The following is a 17,827-nucleotide window of genomic DNA, read 5'->3' as shown; positions in this document are numbered from 1 at the left end:
TACAAAGGGCGTCTGCGGATAAAGTCAAAATAGGAAGTTTGACGCAGAATCTTTCGATTCTAGGAGAACTTATCTTTTTGACACAATCCGCAGCCCGTATTCAATTTGTATTGAGCCCCCTCGCTCTTTAATTTCTGGGCTCAGGCTAAAACAGTTTCCCAAACTGTTTTACTCTCAATAATTCCGAGTGCCTGAATCGTTATTGTTTCAGGCACTTTTCTCACAGCGGAAAGTTTCAGTATTTTCTTGATCCAAGCTAAAAATTGGAACTCAATTTTATTTCTTAGCAGGATCGCTTAATTTATTTTACTTTAAAGTAGTTTGTCTACATTTTAAGGTTGGGATATAAATCCCAACCTTTTCTTATTTATCAACGTAATCGCCACCGGTGAAGCCATAGTATTCTTCTAGACTCAAACCTGAGTCAGCGATATCTTGCGCTTCTTTTCCGATATAGCGGAGATGCCAGCTTTCTGGCATGTAGCCTGTCACTTTTTCTTTTCCTTCTTGGTAACGAACCACAAAACCATATTTAGCTGCGTTCTTGAGCAACCACTTACTTGGTCCGGGTTCGGTCACCAGATTACCACTGGTATCGATCAAATCAAAGGTCAAACCTGTCTGATGTTCACTATAACCCGGTCTTGCAGAATAACGATCGGCGGCTTCCTGACCATCTTGATTGACATAGTTTTGGTAGAGGCCAACTTGGGTGTCGTAGCTACGAAAACCACTATATTGGTCACTGATCGGATAACCTTCTGCCTGCATGGCTGCGATCAATTCATGAAGGGCTGAAACAGCTTCAGGATCTTCACCTGGGTTAAAGTCAGGCGACAAGGGATAATGTTTGTTGGCGATCATGACCTCACCATATTTCCCTTTGACACTATAGTAAGAACCATTATAGCTGACACCAGAGTCCACTTTCACATCTGACTTACCAGCTTTTGACGACTCTTCTTTGCCAGTCTCTTTTGACGTATCCTTTGCAGAAGACGTTTCTTTGGAAGACTTGGTTTGCGTTTGTTTGCTTTCTTCTTTTGCAGAAGATTTAGAACTAGTGGAATGAGATTGGGAGCAAGCTGTCAGGGTTAACAAGGCAACTGTCACCAAAGTTAATTTGGAAAATCTTGCTTTCATGGGAATCTCCTATGATTCTTTTGTTACGACAATATCTGTAATCACATAACTTGCACCTACTTTTTTCAAGGTGTAGGTCTTGTACTTGCGGTTTTGTGAATCTGGATGGCTATCTGTATAATGCACGGTAAAGTCTTCATAAGTCTTGATCGTTACCACACCATTTTCTTCCGTGACACTTTGAATGTCCAAAGCTCCTGGAGTATAGTAGTCAATCTTAGCCTTTCGAACACCATCACCAGTTGTGAACTCAACCATGTCTTTGTAGGCTTGACTTTGTGTGTCATAGTATTTAGAGTAGGTGTTATTTCGATTTGAAACGGAGCTAAAGACAGCGTCGCGGTACTCTTTCAAGAATTCTTCCGCCAAGGTCCGATTTTGTTCTTCTTTGGCAGCTTGCGCTTTCTTAGCATCTTGTGCACTCTTGATGCGTTTTAGGGTATCTTTGGCTAGTTTAAGTTCGATCGGATCGTTCTCACCCTCTTCAATCGTCACCTTAGCCTTTTCAGTTGTATAGGTTTCCCCATTCATGTTGAAGACGGCATGTACTTCAATTTCTTGATAAGGAATGCTGTCTACTTCAAAGGTCGTGCTGGTTCCGACTTCTTTGCCGTTGACCACAACCTTCACATCCGTTGGGTTTTCAACTTCATCTGGGAACTCAACTTCTAAATTGCGTTTTTCAGAATTCAACTGCAATTCTAAGTTATTCTTCGTTGCTTTTTTAGGATTGAGATGGATCTTAGAAGTGACATTTCCGACCTCTGTTTTAGCAGTCAATTCCATTTCTTTTGCATTGTAATGGAAAAAACCAAGGTCTGTCACTGCATCTTTCTTCAAGGTCACGGTTTTATTGGCAGCCACTTTGAGTTTGGCTTGGTCCAAATTGGTCTTGACCTTGACTTGCACTGGATAGCTGGCCACACGGTATTCTTGGAAGATTCCAAATTTCTTGTCCGCCTTTTCCAAACCAAAGATCTTGTTACCAGATTTATCCGTATAGCTGCCTTCTCCACCATTATCGATGATCTTGTTCAACTCTGTGCCGATATCGACCCCTTGATCTTCCATGCTAGTAATAAAGCTTTCGGCTTCATCCTTTGTCCATTTATCGTTATCGGTTGAAAGGAGATCTGCTGCTTCGCGATAATCCTTGGTGTCCACTGCCTTGATGAATTTATCTGCAGTCACTTCGACACGTGTTGTAGACTGGAAGTAAAAGAAGGCTGCTACCAAAGCGATCACAAGAACAGCAACGGCAGAAATAATCCCAATTTTCTTCTTGGAAAGTTTCTTCCCACTCTTCGTTTTAGGGGCCTTTGGTTTTTTCTGAGCTGGACTTGCCTCTGTAACATTTGGACCAGCAAAGACTTGCGTTTGCTCAGTAGCAAGTGGAGCCGTATACTCTTGAGTAGGCTGTTGATGGACATATTCCTGTGTTTCTTCAGTTGAATCTGGGTTCGTAAATTCTGCTTCAGGAACAGGTCCTACAAAAAACTCAAAGTTCTGACTTTTGGCAGCGGTAAATTCTTCTGCGCTTGGCTTGCGTCCATAGGTTTCTTCAAAATGTTGCAACCAAGCCTGACGAGCTGCCAGAAGTGGATCAACATTCTTCACTTCTTCAACTGGTTCAAGCACCGGTTCCTCGACAGGTGCTAGATTCTCTTCTGGGGCATTGCCTGCGATAGACTGAATTTGTTTTAAATCAAATCCACAGGCTTTCCCAGCCATAAACTCTTCTGGCGACGGTTTGCGACCGATCACTTTTCCAAATAATTCAACCCATTTCTTTTGCATGGATCTCTTCTCCCTCAGTATAAAATAGGGAAAGTGGGTCCCCCCACCTTCCATTTTGTGATATTGTTAGAATCCAAAGTTAGAGAAATTTGGAGCACTTGGAATAAATCCAATAGCTACTTGTTCTAAAATACGAGCATTCACATAAAAAACAAAGACAGCAATAAGGAGCAAGACAACTGATGATGCGACTAAAAGCAAGAATTTATCCGCTTTAAAGCTTGTCTTGTTCAATCCTTGATGAACCACATAGCATGTTCCAACAAAGAACAAGAAGAAAATAAGGAAGTTTACAAAGCCATAAAATTCATAAACTTTTACAAGACCTACTAAGAAAGCAAGAAGGGCAAGTGGCAAAGTGTAAACAGACAAACGTCCAAATTCTTCAAATGAACGACCGTAACTGTATTCCTTATCTTGAAGAAGCACACGGCGAACAAAGAATCCTGCTACTTGGAAAGCGTAAATGCTAAAGAAGAGGGAAATCAATGTCAACATAAAGGCACGGAAATCCATTCCATAACCACCTGTAAATCCACTAGCTGTGAAGAAGGTCCCCAAGGTCAAGACAAAGGCAGTCAAGACATACTGTAAAATTCCGTTAAGAGCTTTTGGATTTTCTACAGCTGTTGGACGTTTCAAAGCTGAAAGGAACCAATTCCAATAACCACCAACGGCAACACCAAATTGACTTGGTTGGGCAGGATAAGCTTGTCCTGGTTGGCCTTGGAAAGGAGCTTGTTGATAAGCTGCTTGAGTAGGTTGTTGGTAAGCTTGTTGTGGAGCTTGTTGTGGAGCTTGTTGTGGAGCTTGTTGGAAAGCAGGACCATTCCCTGGAGCAGGCTGACGTGCAGGCTCTTGGACTGGAGCTGCTACAAATTCTGGGGCTTCTGGAGCTGCAACTGGTTCTTCTGTAGGTGCAGTTGGCGCTGCGACAAATTCTGGGGCTTGTGGCGCTGCAACTGGTTCTTCCACAGGTGCAGTTGGTGCTGCGACAAACTCTGGGGCTTGTGGCGCTACAACTGGTTCTTCCACAGGTGCAGTTGGTGCTGCGACAAACTCTGGGGCTTGTGGCGCTGCAACTGGTTCTTCCACAGGTACAGTTGGTGCTGCGACAAACTCTGGAGCTTGTGATGCTTCTGGAACCACTACTTCTTCTTGAAATTCTCCAGCAGCAAGTGCTTGAGCAATTTCTTCCGCACTAGCAGAACGACCATTGACGGCTTCAAAATAATCCAGCCAATCTTGTTTTGACATAATTGATCTCCTTATAAATTGTTAATACTAGCGTATTATACAAAATTTTTAGGCCATTTTCAATGAAAGACTGGAAAATCCCTGCATTATCTTTTGAAAAACATACAAATTCTCTTTATTTTTAAAAACTAATAAAAAACGCCTCTTTTCAGAGGTCGTTTGATTAAGATTCAAATGCATCCATGCCACCTTGGACGTTAGTCACATCATAGCCTTGCTCTTCCAAAAATTGGCAAGCGCGTGCTGAGCGTCGACCAGACTTGCAGATGACATAATAGGGCTGATCCAACTCTAGTTCTTGGTAGCGATCTGCTAACTCAGATAGGGGAAGAAGACGAACTCCATCTAAATGAAGCACATCATACTCTTCCTGCTCGCGTACATCAAGAACGTGTAAGTCTCCTTTTTGATAAGCTTGGTAAAAGCTTGAAAATAGAATTTCTTTCATGATTTCTCCTATATGGTCTGTTATGGAAGGGTTAGAATTTCATAGTTAAAGCTCATTGACTCTAAAAATCGGAACAAGTCTTGGGTCTTAATAAAGATGGTTTTTTCATTGGTATTGGGATGGAAAGTCATGATCTCCTCTGACACAATGTCTTTATCGAAATAGACTCGAATATCTTTTTCTTCATTGTTTAATAAACCAAAGGGAGATACTGTCCCAGCTGGTAATTGCATTTTTTCTGCTAGGGATTCTGCTGAAGCCATGCGGATCCGGTTGGCTTCCACTTGCTCTTTGAAATCATCCATATCCAATGGTTTCTTGTCGTCCATGATGAGAAGATAGAATTGGGTTTTCTTCTTGTTGGTCAAAAACATGGACTTGGTCCGCACACCTTCTAAGCCTTCAATGTAAGAATCGGCCTGCTCAGTTGTGAATGCAGGTGGGTGTTCCACCACATCAAATGAAATGCCTAACTCGTCTAATTTGTCTTTAACTTGTTGATAAGGGTCCATCTCCGATCTCCTTTATTTTTGAATGATCTGTTGAACTAACGTTTGCAATTCTGGCACCACCTCTGCCTCAAACCAAGGATTCTTAGCCATCCAGATTTGATTGCGAGGGGAAGGATGAACTAGTGGAAAATAGATTGGCAAATAGTTCTTAAAATGCTGAACCCGTTCGGTTACCTTGCCACTAACCTTTTCATGAAGGTAGTAAGCTTGAGCGTATTGTCCAATCAGGAGGGTCAACTCAATATCCGGACACTCCTTGAGAAGTTGAGGATGCCACTTTTCCGCAAAACCTTTGCGAGGGGGGAGGTCCCCAGATTTTCCATGCCCTGGGAAATAAAAGTCCATGGGAATGACTGCAAACAAACCAGAATTGTAAAAGGTGTCTTCGTCAACTCCTAACCATTCGCGCAGTCGGTCACCACTTTTATCCTTCCAGTAAATACCGGCTTCTTCCGTCTTCATACCAGGAGCTTGCCCGATAATATTGATACGAGCTGTCTTGGGGGCTGCAAAAAGTGGCTCGATTCCTTTATCCGTATATGCTTTATTTTGAGGATCTGCCATAATGGCTTGTTTAATAGTTTCAATCCTTGACATAAGTCCTCCTTCTATGGAAAAACTCAGCCAGAAAACCTGGCCGAGTAGTGGATTATTTGATTAATTCGTAGATGGCTTCTGCGTAAATAGCTGCTGCACGATAGAGATCTTCAACATCTGCGAATTCATTAGCTTGGTGCATGGTATTGACATAATCTGGGAACATAGCACCAAAGGCAACCCCACGTTTCAAGAGGCGACCAAAGGTACCACCACCGATCACTTGTTCGTGTCCTTTGAGACCAGTTTGTTTTTCATAAACACGCAAGAGAGTGGATACCAATTCATCATCCATCGGAACATAGTGAGGTGTGTGACCATGGGCTGACAAGCTCACTGTAGCCACTCCTTCGATCTTTTCAAGGATGGCTTTGATGGTTTCAGGATCTGTTCCTTGAGGGTAACGGATATTAAGGGCAATGGTATTGTCTGCTTGGCTTTCATCAAAATGGAAGACCCCTGCATTCATGCTCAATGGTCCCATTTTGGCATCTGTATGAGCAATACCTAATTTTTCACCGGCAAAATCTTCGTGAAGAAGCGAAGCTGTCACATGAAGGTAAGCCTTAGCAGCGCCACCAAAATCAAATTGGTTCAACAAGAGCGCTAAGTAGGTTGCACCATTGATCCCATCTTCAGGAGTTGATCCATGAGCCGATTTCCCAATAATCGTAACGGTATAGGTTTCTTCATCAACAGTTGAGATTTCATACTTGAGTTGGTGTTCCTTGGCAAAGGCATCTAAGAGGCCAGCAAGATCTGGTAGTTGTCCAGAAACGACTGCAGTCGCTGACTCTGGTACCATATTTTCACGAAGGCCACCTGTAAAGCTATGAAGATGGGCACTTCCTGTGTTGTCATTTCCAAAATGAAGGTACTCAGTGATGTTTCCTTTTTCTCCATTGATGATTGGGAATTCCGCATCTGGTGAGAAGCCAAAATCTGGCTCAGGTAGTCCGACATGTTTGAAATAGTAATCCATGTCGCCCCAGCCTGATTCTTCATCTGTACCGACAACAAAGCGCACGCGCTTAGAAACAGGGAGTCCTAGGTCTTTAATGATCTTCAACCCATAGTAGCAGGCCATTGTAGGCCCTTTATCATCAGACGAACCACGCGCATAGAGCTTACCATCGATAATTTCTGGTTTGTATGGATCTGTCTTCCAGCCACTACCTGCAGGCACGACGTCCATATGGGCAAAGATCCCAAGCTCTTCTTCTCCTTCACCAAAGGTAAAGTGACCGGCATAATTGTCGACATTCTTGGTTTCATAGCCATCACGTTTGGCAATTTCCAAGAATTTTTCAAGAGCTTTTACAGGACCAGGTCCAAAAGGATGCTCTGCATCTGCCTTGCTGTCATCGCGTTCAGAATTGATTTCCAAGAGGCTGTATAGGTCAGCCATCATCTCATCGCGACGTTTTTCTACTTCTGCTTTAAAGTCAACTGTTGTCATGAATTCCTCCTCGATCTTCTATTTGCTAATTGGCTTAGCGTTTGTCAATGATTTCGTCCACTGGTAAGCGATAGCTTGGCTCTACTTTTTCAGCCGCATAGCCAACCGTAATCAAGACTTCCGGACGGAAACGCTCTTCGATGTCCAATACTTCATTGATTTTTGATTTATCAAATCCCAAGATAATACTGGTTCCAATGCCTTGGTCCGTCAAAGCAAGTACCAAGTTCATGGCCACAAGACCGGCATTCAAAGCCAAGTAATCACTTGTTTGTTGGGCATCATAGCGTGCAAATTCAGCAGGAAGATTTTGCATAAAGTATTGCAACTGCTCGTCTGTGAAGTTTTTCACCCCACCGACACGTGCAATCTTGCGAGCCCGTTTTTGCAAATCAGTATCTGTAAAGAGGGCGATGGTCACAGGTGCTTCCATGACTTGATCGTAGTTTGCACCATAGGCTAATTTTGCCAATTCCGCATTTTTTTGACGAACGACCACAAATTTCCAAGGCTGGCTATTGTGGGCACTAGGGGCCAAGGTTGCGATCTCAATGGCAGTCCGTACATCCTTTGGATCGACCGGTTGGTCAGTGAAATGCTTGATCGCATGACGTTTTTTGTTGAGTTCTAGGAATTTCATAGTCAACTTCCTTTTCTATTTCTGTTACCTCTATTTTAACACAAAATGAAAGAGCTTGCAGGGTTTTACAGCCTAAGATTGTGAAAAAAGAAGCGGACATTTTGAAGATCCGCTTCTTTGTTATAGGTTGAATACACAAGAGATCCACCTATGATTCATTGGAAAGATTGAAATAGGCAGCTACTTCTTTGGCATAACCGTATTTCTCAATTAAGCTCGTTAGAAGCTCGATGTTATGGCCCCGATAGTTATCCTCGCGTCTCAATTCTTCGTACATCTCAATAAAGGGAAGGCCCTTGTCCTTAGCATCTTGGAGCTCTGCTTCATAGTCATAGGCCACCTTACGAAATTGCAGGTTGGTCACCCCATCTTCTTCGACATCGATCAGAGCATACTGTGCTCTGTGGTTTTGAATTGGTTCCCAGTCAAAATAAGGCATACCAATAGTTCCTGGATTAAGGATCTGTTGGCCCTGACTGCCATAGCGAAGCAACTGTTTGTGGACATGACCGTAGATCGCCATATCCGTCTGATCATCCAGCAATTGGTCAAAGTTCTCCGTCGCATTTGCTGGACGCAAGTCTCCACCATAATTCTTTTCTGGCAAGTTGTGTGTCAGTGAAAAGCGAATGCCATTGACCTCCTTCTTCTCTATCAATGGAAGGGAGCGAAGCCAATCGATCCGCTTGGTATCAAGTCCTTCCATGAGGTACTGAGTAAGGCGAAGAAGTTGGATCTCCTGCGGATCCTCTAACCCGTACTCGCCATCTAAAGCCTCTAAGACACAATCGTCCCAATTTCCACGAACAGCCGCTGTAATAGGTATCGCATCCAGCAATTCAAAAAGGTCATCTCTTCCAGGACCCGGAAGTAAAATGTCCCCTAAAAGCCAGAATTCCGTCGCGCCTAGAGCACGCGCATCCGCAATCACTGCCTTAAGGGCTCTTGTATCTCCGTGAATATCAGATAAAATAGCGATTCTATTGTTCATTATAAACTCCTTATGATTGGTATGGTTCAGAATCCTCCGCCACTTCCACCAAGGGACTTGCTTCTTCTTGCTTTCCTTGATGGAGCTTGGCTTGCACTGCCTCCGCGACTGGTCGTGGGATACCGACCGTGACGATCTCATCTACAGTAGCTTCTTTGATCTTGGTCAGTGATTTGAAGTGTTTCATCAGCAACTGCTTGCGTTTTGGTCCCAAGCCTTCGATGCCGTCCAGCTGGGAGGAGAAGGAATTCTTAGACCTTAGCTGGCGGTGAAATGTGATGGCGAAACGGTGGACTTCATCTTGGATCCGTTGGAGGAGGAAAAATTCCTGTGAGGTGCGCGAAAGTTCAATGATTTGGAGAGGATCGCCAAAGAGCAATTCATGGGTCTGGTGCTTGTCATTCTTTTGTAGGCCTGCAATGGGAATATCCAGCCCCAACTCTTCTTGGATCACCTGTTTAGCGATATTAACCTGGCCCTGACCCCCATCGATAACGATCAGATCAGGTGGCGTCAGGCCATCCCGCATGACACGGCTGTAGCGTCTGCGAATGACCTCCCGCATGCTGGCATAGTCATCTGGTCCGACGACGGTCTTGATCTTGTACTTGCGGTAGTCCTTTTTGCTTGGCTTCCCATTGACAAAGACCACCATGGCTGAAACTGGACTGGTCCCCATGATGTTGGAGTTGTCAAAGGACTCAATGCGCACAGGAGTTGGAATTTGCAGGAGTTTTCCAAGATTTTCAATGGCACCTTGGGTCTTTTCCATCGATTTTTCAAGGAGATTGAACTTCTGCTCCAGACTGACACGTGCATTCTTAATGGCCAGATTGACCAACTGCTTCTTCTCCCCACGCTGGGGCTTAAGGACCTTGGTATCTACTAGGGCCTTGACCGCTTCCTCATCGATGTCTTGAGGGATCAAGATTTCATTGGGGATCAGGTGAGATTTCTCCTGGTAAAACTGCCCCACATAGATCAAGAAATCCTCGTCCGGATCATTATAGTAAGGGAAGAGATTGACGTCGCGCTCGATCAGCTTGCCCTGACGGACAAAGAAGACCTGCACACACATCCAGCCCTTGTCCACGTAGTAGCCAAAGACATCCCGGTTCTGCAAATCCTTGGCCATGACCCGCTGTTTGGTCCGCAGGGTCCCAATAGCCTGGATCAGATCCCGATACTCGGCTGCCCGCTCAAATTCCATGTTTTGCGCAGCGGTAGTCATCTTGAGCTTGAGCTCATCGATAATCTTGTCATCCTGCCCCTTGAGGAAATCAGAAACCTCCTGGGCCATGCCCTTAAAATAAGCCTCGTCCTTGTGGCAGACTGTGTGGGCCATACATTGCCCTAAATGGTAGTAAAAGCAGACCTTGGAAGGTGGATTGGTACACTTGCGGAATGGGAAAATCCGATCCAAAAGCCGCTTGATCTCATTGGCCGCTCCTACGTCTGGATAAGGACCGAAATAGAGCCCACCATCCTTTTTGACCTGGCGCGTGATGATGAGGCGCGGATAGCGCTCATTGGTAATCTTGATGAAGGGATAAGACTTGTCGTCCTTGAGCATGATATTGTATTTGGGCTTGTTCTCCTTGATGAGGTTGATCTCAAGAAGCAAGGCCTCAATATTGGACTCGGTGACGATAAATTCAAAATCCACAATCTCAGATACCAGCGCTTCTGTCTTGGTATCGTGGCTCCCTCTGAAATAGGAACGCACCCGATTGCGAAGATTCTTGGCCTTCCCCACATAGATGATGGTACCGTTCTTGTCTTTGTGAATGTAACAGCCCGGACTCGTCGGCAAGAGCTCGAGCTTGGATTTAATCAAGTTATTCATACTCTCTATTATAGCAAAAAAGGGAGGGGTTAGCCTCTCTCTAGTATGTTTGTATTATTGTTATCCACCTTCACCAAGTAAAAAATAATTATTAAATAGTATATCAGACCCTCATCCTCAATCCTTCATCTTCACTTGCCCTTTTTCATAGCAAAAAAGAGGGGTCTAAAAGGATCCCCCTTTACTAGCAATCGATAAACTTTATCCTTTGAGATTAGCCATCTGGAAGATCGGAATCACATAAGGAACAATAGACATCAGGATAGTGAATAGCACGAAGAACCAGAACCAGAAGGACGCGAGGGCACGCTGGAAAACTCCTGGCTGTGGTTTATTGGCCTGAATATAAGCCTTGATAGCTGGCCATTTGGTCGCAAGAACCACTATCATGACAATGGAACCAATGGCTAAAACACCGATTTGGAGCCAATTCGCTAGTCCCTCGTCCACATGATAAGCTACATAATGCAAGCCTTGGGAAATGACAAAGTTATTGAAAATGTGATAGAAAATTGCCCACCAGATATTGTATTCAAAGGCAATGTAGCCGAATCCTAGACCAATGATACCTGCGAAAAAGAGCTGGTCAAAATTAGCATGGAAGAGGCCGAATAAAATAGCCGTCATGACAATGGCAAAGATTTTGCCATACCGTTCCAAGCCTCGCAAGCCAGCCCCACGGAAGAAGAATTCCTCTGTGATAGGACCAAAAAAGCCAGCATACAAGAGCATAGTCCAAGATCGCTCAATCGTATCACCTAGATCGGGTGTTGGAGAATGAAGGCCAATGGTCTCAAACATGCGCTCAATCATTTGTGTCATCACAGATGAAAAAACTTGAGAAAAGCCAAGAAAGGCGAGAAGAATAAAGAAGACTGAAAGAGTCATCTTACGTCCCTTGTGCTTGAGATCATATTTATAAAGGGCCTTCTTGCGATAGGCATTAAAGAGAAAGAGTCCAATGGAAATAGAGATGAGGTAGGGAATACCAGCCCAAACATTCAGGGCATTGAGTTTCTCTGTTACTTGACTTGGATCTTTTCTGAGAGAGCCTGCTATGGTCAATCCAAGGAGGACTTCCCACAGGACGGTTACCAAGGTCATTACCAAGAGATAAATGGCAAGTGTCCCGGAATACCTTCCTATATCTTTTTTAGGGTCTAATAATCGGTTGTATTGGTTCATTTCTTCCTCCTAGAAAATAGATAAAAACTCGCACACATTCCTTCGTATAAGACAAAGAAAATCAAAAAGGCATGCATAAAGTAGTCTTCTGGTAATGCAAGAATAATCGAATCCACGCGCGGATCAAAGAGCCAAGTATTGTCCCCAGCAAATAAGACCTGATGAAAGAGCGTAAAGAATTGATCAAAGCCAATCATAACAGCCACCACTGCAATCACCACTGGTAAAACCATCATCCAAAAGAAGAGACTACGGTATAAGGCCAGGTAGCCTTTTTTGACAACTGTCCGCATAAACTGGATAAAACCAGGGAGAGTGACCACGAAAACAACTGTCACTAAATGAAACAGGTACTTGACAGCCTCAAAATGGTGCAAACCATTTTTTGAAGAGGGGAATTGAGGCATCTTCAACACCCATTGAAAAGGATTGGTCAAATAGTTCATCAAGACATTAAAATTCTTCATGATGACTGAAGCCGAAAAACCAGTTCGACTTTGAATCCCCAACCAATGAATCTCCACGGGATAGAGGGCCCAAGCGAGAGCAATGGTGAGAAGAATCGTAGCTGACAAGATAAAGAAAAATTGGTTGATTGATTTCAAACTTCTAAGCATCAAAATCCCACTCCGCTAAACTGGAAACAACATGTGTCGGTGCAATTGGTAAGGTCGGCACTTCTTCTGGTTTGGTAAAACCTGTCGTCACCAAAAGGGTTGGAATCCCATTGTCAATACCAGCACGAATATCTGTTAGATAATTATCCCCTACCATAACGACTTCTTCTCTTTCAAACCCCAGATGTTCAATAGCCTTATCCATGATGATGGCCTTTGGTTTCCCAATGATCACTGGCTCGACCCGTGTCGCTGCTTCGACAAGGGCAATCAGGGATCCTGCTCCTGGCATCAAGCCACGCTCTGTTGGAATGTTCAGGTCCGGATTGGTCCCAATAAAGTGCGCTCCTTTTTGAATCGCCAAGGTCGCAAGAGCAAACTTCTCATAATCCACTTGCCAATCCAGTCCAATCACCACATAATCAGGTGCTTCTTCATCCATGATATAGCCAGCTTCTTCAATAGCATCTTTGAGCCCCGCTTCTCCGATCACATAGACCTTTTTGCCCAAATTTTGGTCATTCATGTAGTCAATGGTCGCAAGGGTAGCTGTATAGATAGTCGAAACTGGGGTTTCAATATTGAAATGAGTGGCCAGCATATCCCGAACAGTCTCTGGTGTGCGGGTTGTATTGTTGGTCACAAAGAGATAGGGAATCTCACGCGCCTGCAGTTCATGAACAAAAGCTTCTCCTGCAGGAATTCGTGATTTTCCTTTGTAAATAGTGCCATCCAAATCAATCAAATAGCCCTTATAGTGCATTTATTCTTCCCTTTCTGTGTCAGCTTCTTCATGAAACTTCTCTGCATCGACTCGTCCACCAGAACCATATAAGAGCAATGCTCCAGCATAGAGGACAAATTGTAACACCAAACCTGTAAAATTAATCCCTTGACTTCCCAATTGGGTGAACAAGAAGGATGCTACCATGAGGATCACAATGGTCAATAACAAGCCTATCACGGTTGCCTGATCCACACTGATTTGATAAACCGTGCGTTTAGTGCTCCGATTTTTCCCGTCAGACTTAGTTTCTGGTTGCAAATTCTCCACAAAATCCGTCACCAAGGTCGCAGCGAGGCTGACTGTCGTGCTAAAGAGCACGCCTTGAGACAAGCGGTGATAGAAATTGGACCAGAAGGATCCTGATTGGCTAGTAATCCCAATCGAGAAGATCATGACCGGTAAAAGAAAGGCCAAGGTGAAATGGATCCAGACCCGATACCAGCGTATATCTTCTCTTAAAAAGCGATTAAAACTCTCTAAATTCAAGCGATAGCGGAAAAATTTATAAATTTCCTCTACCAGGATGATGCCCAAAGCACAAAGAGTCAAGAGCCAATCTCCCAACATGTACAAAGGGTTCTTTTGACGCTTGGCATAGGCCACAACCCGTTTTTGATAGCTTTCAAGTTCCTGTTTTTTATTTTTTAATCTTCTACTTTCCATAATTCCAACCCTTTTCTTCTACTTCTTCCCACTCAATTTCAGCTTGGGCATTGATCTGACCATCTGAGGAAATTTGGTGCTGAGTCTTCAAGCCCTCTTGTTCATATTGAGAGGTAATGACACCTCCTGCCAGCACTTCTTTGACATATTTTAGATGAACTTTTTTAGGGACATGATGGGTCAAGAAATCTGCTCCCATCACCTCAAAGACCCAGTCCAAGTACTTGCTATTATTGACATGTCCGTTCATATCCAAGTCGTAAAAACGAACTCGGTATTCTTGTTCCACGCCCCCTTCTAACTCCTTAAAACGGGGACCACGGAGCATGGTTTTTGAAAACTCTGAGTCAAAGGCATCCGCAATCTCAGACATAACAGGATGGACCTTGCGCGTATCACGATCCATCAAGACAAAGGTTGCGACCATCTCAATAATGGTATTGCCTTCCTCATCTTTGATATTAAAGGCCCGGTAGCAGAATAGGCGATTGTGACTCATGGCATAGGTTTCGATAGTGATCTTCTCATCAAAAACTGGGAGACGATCGATCTTCATATTGTAATCCGTGATAATCCAGACTAGATTGTAATTCTCTAGAATGTACATATCACTCATGCCCAGCTCAATCGATTGCATGCCTGATACCTGCAAAGACAGCAAGATCAATTGCGGAATTTTTATAAATCCATTGACATCGCTCATATCAAAAGGAATTTTCATGCTGTATTCAAATGTTTTTGCCATCTTCTACTCCAAAATAAACTTCTCTGCTACAGTGTCTCCTAAAAAGAGACCTTTCTTGGTCATTCGTACAATGTCCTTGTCAGGTACCAAGAGTCCCTGCTGGGTCAATTCCTCAACCACTGATCCATATTGTTGGTCAAAATTCACACCAAACTTTTCTTCGAAACGCTTCTTGGAAACGCCTGTTTTCTTACGGAGTCCTAGAAACATCTCTTCTTCCATCATTTCTGTCTGACTCAGATGTTCTTCTTGGACACGCGCATTTCCCTCTTCGACCGCCTGCATATAGTGACGGATAGGCCCATGATTCTTATAGCGAACACCATTGACATAGCCGGATGCACCAGCTCCCAAGCCATAATACTCCGCATTATCCCAATACATGAGGTTGTGGCGACTTTCAAAACCAGGCTTGGAGAAATTGGAAATTTCGTAATGCTCAAAGCCCGCACGCTCCAACTCCTGAATGATGTACTCGAACATCTCCACTTCTAACTCCTCCTTTGGTAGAGGAAGCTTGCCCCGTCTCATGCGATTCATAAAGACGGTGTGATTCTCCAGAATCAAGCTATAGAGGCTCATATGGGGAATATCGAGGGCAAGAGCCTTAGCGACATTTTCCTGGACCTGCTCCATGGTTTGCGTCGGAAGCGCATAGATGAGGTCGATCGAAATATTGTCAAAACCAGCCAACTTCAGACGATCGATATTGTCATAGATATCCTGCTCCTGATGGCTCCGACCAATCTTTTTGAGCAAGCGATTATCAAAGGTCTGTACGCCCAAAGAAACCCGATTGACCGGCGAATCCTTTAAGACAGCAATCTTATCCGGATCCAAATCACCAGGATTGGCCTCGATGGTCAACTCCTCCATCTGAGAGAGATCAAGCGACTTGGTCAGCTCCTTGAGCAGATACTCTAGCTGATCCGCAGTTAAGGCTGTCGGTGTCCCACCCCCAATATAGAGAGTTCGTAAATTTGTGATTTCCTCCCGACGAAATTCTTGGATCAAATGATCTAGATAAGCATCGACCGGTTGGTTCTTAATAAAGACCTTCGAAAAATCACAATAAAAACAAATCTGGGTACAAAATGGGATGTGGACATAAGCGGACGTTGGTTTTGTATGCATACCTTTAATTATACCATAAAATCCCCCCGAGTCCGAAAAGAAAAGGGAATAAGAAGCAAGGAATTCCTTGACAATAACGAATAAAAGGAATAGAATAAATCTAATCATATTCGGAGGTAAGGAGATATGAACAACTAAGTTTCGTTAAATAAAATACTTTATTTAGTGGACTGCTTGTTCTATCTCTTTTTATGTACCCTCTCGCCTATTCTCCAACCATTTGTTGGCTAAATAAGGTTTTTTTCTGCTTGGGTTCCACATGAATACAGCTCTACTAAATAAGTAGAGCTATTTTTTGTCCCAGTAGAAAGGAATTTTATGCTAAAACTATCCCACCTCACTATCCGACATACAAAAGATTTACGAGATCTGGTTCAAGATCTGTCCCTGACTATTCATGAAGGAGAAAAAGTTGCCATTATTGGCGAAGAAGGGAATGGAAAATCTTCCTTGCTTCAGGTCCTTATGTCCCCAAAATCTCTACCAGATTATCTGACCATAGAAGGAGAAATAACCACTAATTTTCACTCCTATGCCTATATTCCCCAGACTTTGCCGGAAGCATTGAAGAGAAAAACCTTGGAAGAATATTTTTTTGGAGAGGACGAGCTAGACTATGCCACCCTCTACAGACTGGCAGATCAATTGCATTTTAATAGCGAGCGCTTTGCAAGCGATCAAGCTATCGGAAGTCTATCTGGAGGAGAAGCCCTCAAAGTCCAACTGCTTCACGAACTTTGTTATCCTCATGAATTGCTATTTTTAGATGAACCTTCAAATGATCTGGATTTGGAGACCTTGGATTGGCTCCAGCAGATGATCCAAACGAGTCCCCAAGCCATAATATTTATTTCCCATCATGAAGATTTTTTGACTCAGACGGCGGATACCATCATTCACCTCAGACAGATCAAACACCGCAAGGAGGCTGAAACCATCGTGGAGCACCTAGGCTATCAAGACTACAGTAGCCAGAGGGAACAACAATTTAAGCAACAGTCTCAGCAAGCGGCCAACGATCAACGAGCCTACCAAAAAACAATGGAGAAGCACCGTCGCGTCCGTCAGCAAGTCCAAACTTCCTTACGAAACACCAAGGATAGCACTGCCGGACGTCTCCTGGCAAAGAAAATGAAGTCCCTCCTCTCACAAGAAAAGCGCTACGAGCGAGAATTCCAATCCATGACTTCCCAACCCTATGATGAGGAAGTCATCAATCTGCATTTTCCTCCCCTCACTCCCTTGTCTCCTCAAAAACGAGTCCTTCTATTAGATCAGGAAGAACTCGCCATTGGTGACCGTGTCCTGGTCAAGAACCTCTCCCTCACTCTTCAAGGGCAGGACAAGATAGGGATTATCGGTTCCAATGGTGTTGGGAAATCCACTTTCCTAAAAATGATCTGGGAGATTTTACGGAAGAATGAGAGTATCCGCACCGCCTATATGCCTCAAGATTACACTGAACGTCTCCCTCTAACTCAGACACCCGTTCAATTTCTACAGCATTCAGGTGATCGCGAAGAAATCAACACCATTCAATTGCATTTAGCCTCCCTCAACTTTACTTATTCTGAAATGCACCATCCGATCTCTGAACTTTCTGGTGGCCAGCAAGGAAAACTCTTCCTCCTTCAATTAGTACTCACAAGTCCCCAGTTTCTGCTCTTGGACGAGCCTACTCGCAATTTTTCACCCACTTCCCAACCAGAAATTCGACGCCTATTCGCAGACTACCCAGGCGGACTGGTTACAGTCTCCCACGATCGGACCTTCCTCAAAGAAGTCTGCCAAAAAATCTATCGTCTGACTGAAAATGGTTTGGTAGAAATAGAGTCGCTCTAACGTAAAAAAGATTGGCTAAAACCAATCTTGTAGAACGAGGAAAAAATGTTCTATTATACAAATCTAACAAATCCAGAGTTATCCAAGCCTCTATTGAAACTTTTCCGCCGTGAGAAAAGTGCCTGAAACGTAATAGTTTCAGGCACTCGGAATTATTGAGACCT

At 43.8% G+C, this 17,827-nt stretch carries 17 protein-coding genes; 1 reads left to right on the top strand and 16 read right to left on the bottom strand.

The window, feature by feature from the left end:
• Positions 1-363: 363 nt before the first annotated feature.
• The 16 genes from ldcB to hemW all read right to left on the bottom strand — a co-directional run bounded on the left by ldcB (position 364) and on the right by hemW (position 15,821).
• A complete protein-coding gene (ldcB, locus tag HMPREF2926_RS08425; RefSeq protein WP_070587317.1) occupies positions 364-1,143 on the bottom strand; it encodes an LD-carboxypeptidase LdcB/DacB in 780 nt (259 codons plus the stop codon).
• Between the two features lie 9 nt (positions 1,144-1,152).
• Positions 1,153-2,940: a TcaA second domain-containing protein gene (locus tag HMPREF2926_RS08420; RefSeq protein ID WP_070587315.1), complete on the bottom strand. Its 1,788-nt coding sequence runs from the start codon at positions 2,938-2,940 to the stop codon at positions 1,153-1,155.
• Positions 2,941-3,006: 66 nt separating this feature from the next.
• Positions 3,007-4,197 (bottom strand): DUF6574 domain-containing protein, encoded by a 1,191-nt coding sequence (locus HMPREF2926_RS08415; protein WP_070587314.1) that lies wholly within the window; start codon positions 4,195-4,197, stop codon positions 3,007-3,009.
• Between the two features lie 163 nt (positions 4,198-4,360).
• A complete protein-coding gene (locus tag HMPREF2926_RS08410; protein ID WP_070587312.1) occupies positions 4,361-4,645 on the bottom strand; it encodes a rhodanese-like domain-containing protein in 285 nt (94 codons plus the stop codon).
• A 20-nt stretch (positions 4,646-4,665) separates the two neighbouring features.
• Entirely contained in the window at positions 4,666-5,157 is a 492-nt protein-coding gene (locus HMPREF2926_RS08405; protein ID WP_070587311.1) for a prolyl-tRNA synthetase associated domain-containing protein, read from the bottom strand.
• 12 nt (positions 5,158-5,169) lie between these two features.
• On the bottom strand, positions 5,170-5,754 hold the full coding sequence (locus HMPREF2926_RS08400) for a uracil-DNA glycosylase family protein (RefSeq protein WP_070587305.1): 585 nt from the start codon (positions 5,752-5,754) through the stop codon (positions 5,170-5,172).
• 52 nt (positions 5,755-5,806) lie between these two features.
• A complete protein-coding gene (pepV, locus tag HMPREF2926_RS08395) occupies positions 5,807-7,213 on the bottom strand; it encodes a dipeptidase PepV (protein ID WP_070587303.1) in 1,407 nt (468 codons plus the stop codon).
• Between the two features lie 34 nt (positions 7,214-7,247).
• Positions 7,248-7,853 (bottom strand): nitroreductase family protein, encoded by a 606-nt coding sequence (locus HMPREF2926_RS08390; protein ID WP_070587301.1) that lies wholly within the window; start codon positions 7,851-7,853, stop codon positions 7,248-7,250.
• Positions 7,854-8,001: 148 nt separating this feature from the next.
• Positions 8,002-8,844: a metallophosphoesterase family protein gene (locus HMPREF2926_RS08385; protein WP_049498262.1), complete on the bottom strand. Its 843-nt coding sequence runs from the start codon at positions 8,842-8,844 to the stop codon at positions 8,002-8,004.
• Positions 8,845-8,854: 10 nt separating this feature from the next.
• Positions 8,855-10,690, bottom strand: a complete 1,836-nt coding sequence (gene uvrC / locus HMPREF2926_RS08380) for an excinuclease ABC subunit UvrC (RefSeq protein WP_070587300.1) — start codon at positions 10,688-10,690, stop codon at positions 8,855-8,857.
• 201 nt (positions 10,691-10,891) lie between these two features.
• Positions 10,892-11,875, bottom strand: coding sequence for a CPBP family intramembrane glutamic endopeptidase (locus HMPREF2926_RS08375; protein WP_070587298.1), 984 nt, complete (start codon positions 11,873-11,875; stop codon positions 10,892-10,894).
• The gene (locus HMPREF2926_RS08370) at positions 11,872-12,492 is read right to left on the bottom strand and encodes a TIGR01906 family membrane protein (RefSeq protein WP_070506197.1); all 621 of its coding nucleotides are present in this window, start codon (positions 12,490-12,492) and stop codon (positions 11,872-11,874) included. Before HMPREF2926_RS08370 ends, HMPREF2926_RS08375 begins: the two co-directional genes overlap by 4 nt.
• Positions 12,485-13,255, bottom strand: coding sequence for a TIGR01457 family HAD-type hydrolase (locus tag HMPREF2926_RS08365; RefSeq protein WP_070506200.1), 771 nt, complete (start codon positions 13,253-13,255; stop codon positions 12,485-12,487). Before HMPREF2926_RS08365 ends, HMPREF2926_RS08370 begins: the two co-directional genes overlap by 8 nt.
• A complete protein-coding gene (locus HMPREF2926_RS08360) occupies positions 13,256-13,942 on the bottom strand; it encodes a hypothetical protein (protein WP_070587297.1) in 687 nt (228 codons plus the stop codon).
• Entirely contained in the window at positions 13,932-14,687 is a 756-nt protein-coding gene (locus tag HMPREF2926_RS08355; protein ID WP_070506202.1) for an acyl-ACP thioesterase domain-containing protein, read from the bottom strand. The genes HMPREF2926_RS08360 and HMPREF2926_RS08355 overlap by 11 nt, the downstream gene beginning before the upstream one ends.
• Before the next feature lie 3 nt (positions 14,688-14,690).
• Positions 14,691-15,821: a radical SAM family heme chaperone HemW gene (hemW, locus tag HMPREF2926_RS08350; protein WP_070506203.1), complete on the bottom strand. Its 1,131-nt coding sequence runs from the start codon at positions 15,819-15,821 to the stop codon at positions 14,691-14,693.
• A 318-nt stretch (positions 15,822-16,139) separates the two neighbouring features.
• Here hemW and HMPREF2926_RS08345 point away from each other — a divergent pair, with 318 nt between their 5' ends.
• Positions 16,140-17,663 carry an ATP-binding cassette domain-containing protein gene (locus HMPREF2926_RS08345; protein WP_070587294.1) on the top strand — a complete coding sequence of 508 codons (1,524 nt, stop codon included), beginning with the start codon at positions 16,140-16,142 and terminating at the stop codon, positions 17,661-17,663.
• The last annotated feature ends 164 nt before the right edge of the window (positions 17,664-17,827 follow it).

The sequence above is a fragment of the Streptococcus sp. HMSC078D09 genome (assembly GCF_001813675.1).
Taxonomy (GTDB): domain Bacteria; phylum Bacillota; class Bacilli; order Lactobacillales; family Streptococcaceae; genus Streptococcus.
The sequence above is the reverse complement of the archived record's forward strand: the minus strand, read 5'-3'. Positions and strand labels throughout refer to the sequence as shown.

Coding starts and splice junctions, on each gene's coding strand:
- HMPREF2926_RS08390 (WP_070587301.1), bottom strand. CDS start 7,853: ATGAAATTCCTAGAACTCAACAAAAAACGTCATGCGATCAAGCATTTC.
- HMPREF2926_RS08370 (WP_070506197.1), bottom strand. CDS start 12,492: ATGCTTAGAAGTTTGAAATCAATCAACCAATTTTTCTTTATCTTGTCA.
- HMPREF2926_RS08385 (WP_049498262.1), bottom strand. CDS start 8,844: ATGAACAATAGAATCGCTATTTTATCTGATATTCACGGAGATACAAGA.
- HMPREF2926_RS08420 (WP_070587315.1), bottom strand. CDS start 2,940: ATGCAAAAGAAATGGGTTGAATTATTTGGAAAAGTGATCGGTCGCAAA.
- HMPREF2926_RS08375 (WP_070587298.1), bottom strand. CDS start 11,875: ATGAACCAATACAACCGATTATTAGACCCTAAAAAAGATATAGGAAGG.
- HMPREF2926_RS08410 (WP_070587312.1), bottom strand. CDS start 4,645: ATGAAAGAAATTCTATTTTCAAGCTTTTACCAAGCTTATCAAAAAGGA.
- uvrC (WP_070587300.1), bottom strand. CDS start 10,690: ATGAATAACTTGATTAAATCCAAGCTCGAGCTCTTGCCGACGAGTCCG.
- HMPREF2926_RS08365 (WP_070506200.1), bottom strand. CDS start 13,255: ATGCACTATAAGGGCTATTTGATTGATTTGGATGGCACTATTTACAAA.
- ldcB (WP_070587317.1), bottom strand. CDS start 1,143: ATGAAAGCAAGATTTTCCAAATTAACTTTGGTGACAGTTGCCTTGTTA.
- HMPREF2926_RS08415 (WP_070587314.1), bottom strand. CDS start 4,197: ATGTCAAAACAAGATTGGCTGGATTATTTTGAAGCCGTCAATGGTCGT.
- HMPREF2926_RS08345 (WP_070587294.1), top strand. CDS start 16,140: ATGCTAAAACTATCCCACCTCACTATCCGACATACAAAAGATTTACGA.
- HMPREF2926_RS08355 (WP_070506202.1), bottom strand. CDS start 14,687: ATGGCAAAAACATTTGAATACAGCATGAAAATTCCTTTTGATATGAGC.
- HMPREF2926_RS08405 (WP_070587311.1), bottom strand. CDS start 5,157: ATGGACCCTTATCAACAAGTTAAAGACAAATTAGACGAGTTAGGCATT.
- HMPREF2926_RS08360 (WP_070587297.1), bottom strand. CDS start 13,942: ATGGAAAGTAGAAGATTAAAAAATAAAAAACAGGAACTTGAAAGCTAT.
- hemW (WP_070506203.1), bottom strand. CDS start 15,821: ATGCATACAAAACCAACGTCCGCTTATGTCCACATCCCATTTTGTACC.
- pepV (WP_070587303.1), bottom strand. CDS start 7,213: ATGACAACAGTTGACTTTAAAGCAGAAGTAGAAAAACGTCGCGATGAG.
- HMPREF2926_RS08400 (WP_070587305.1), bottom strand. CDS start 5,754: ATGTCAAGGATTGAAACTATTAAACAAGCCATTATGGCAGATCCTCAA.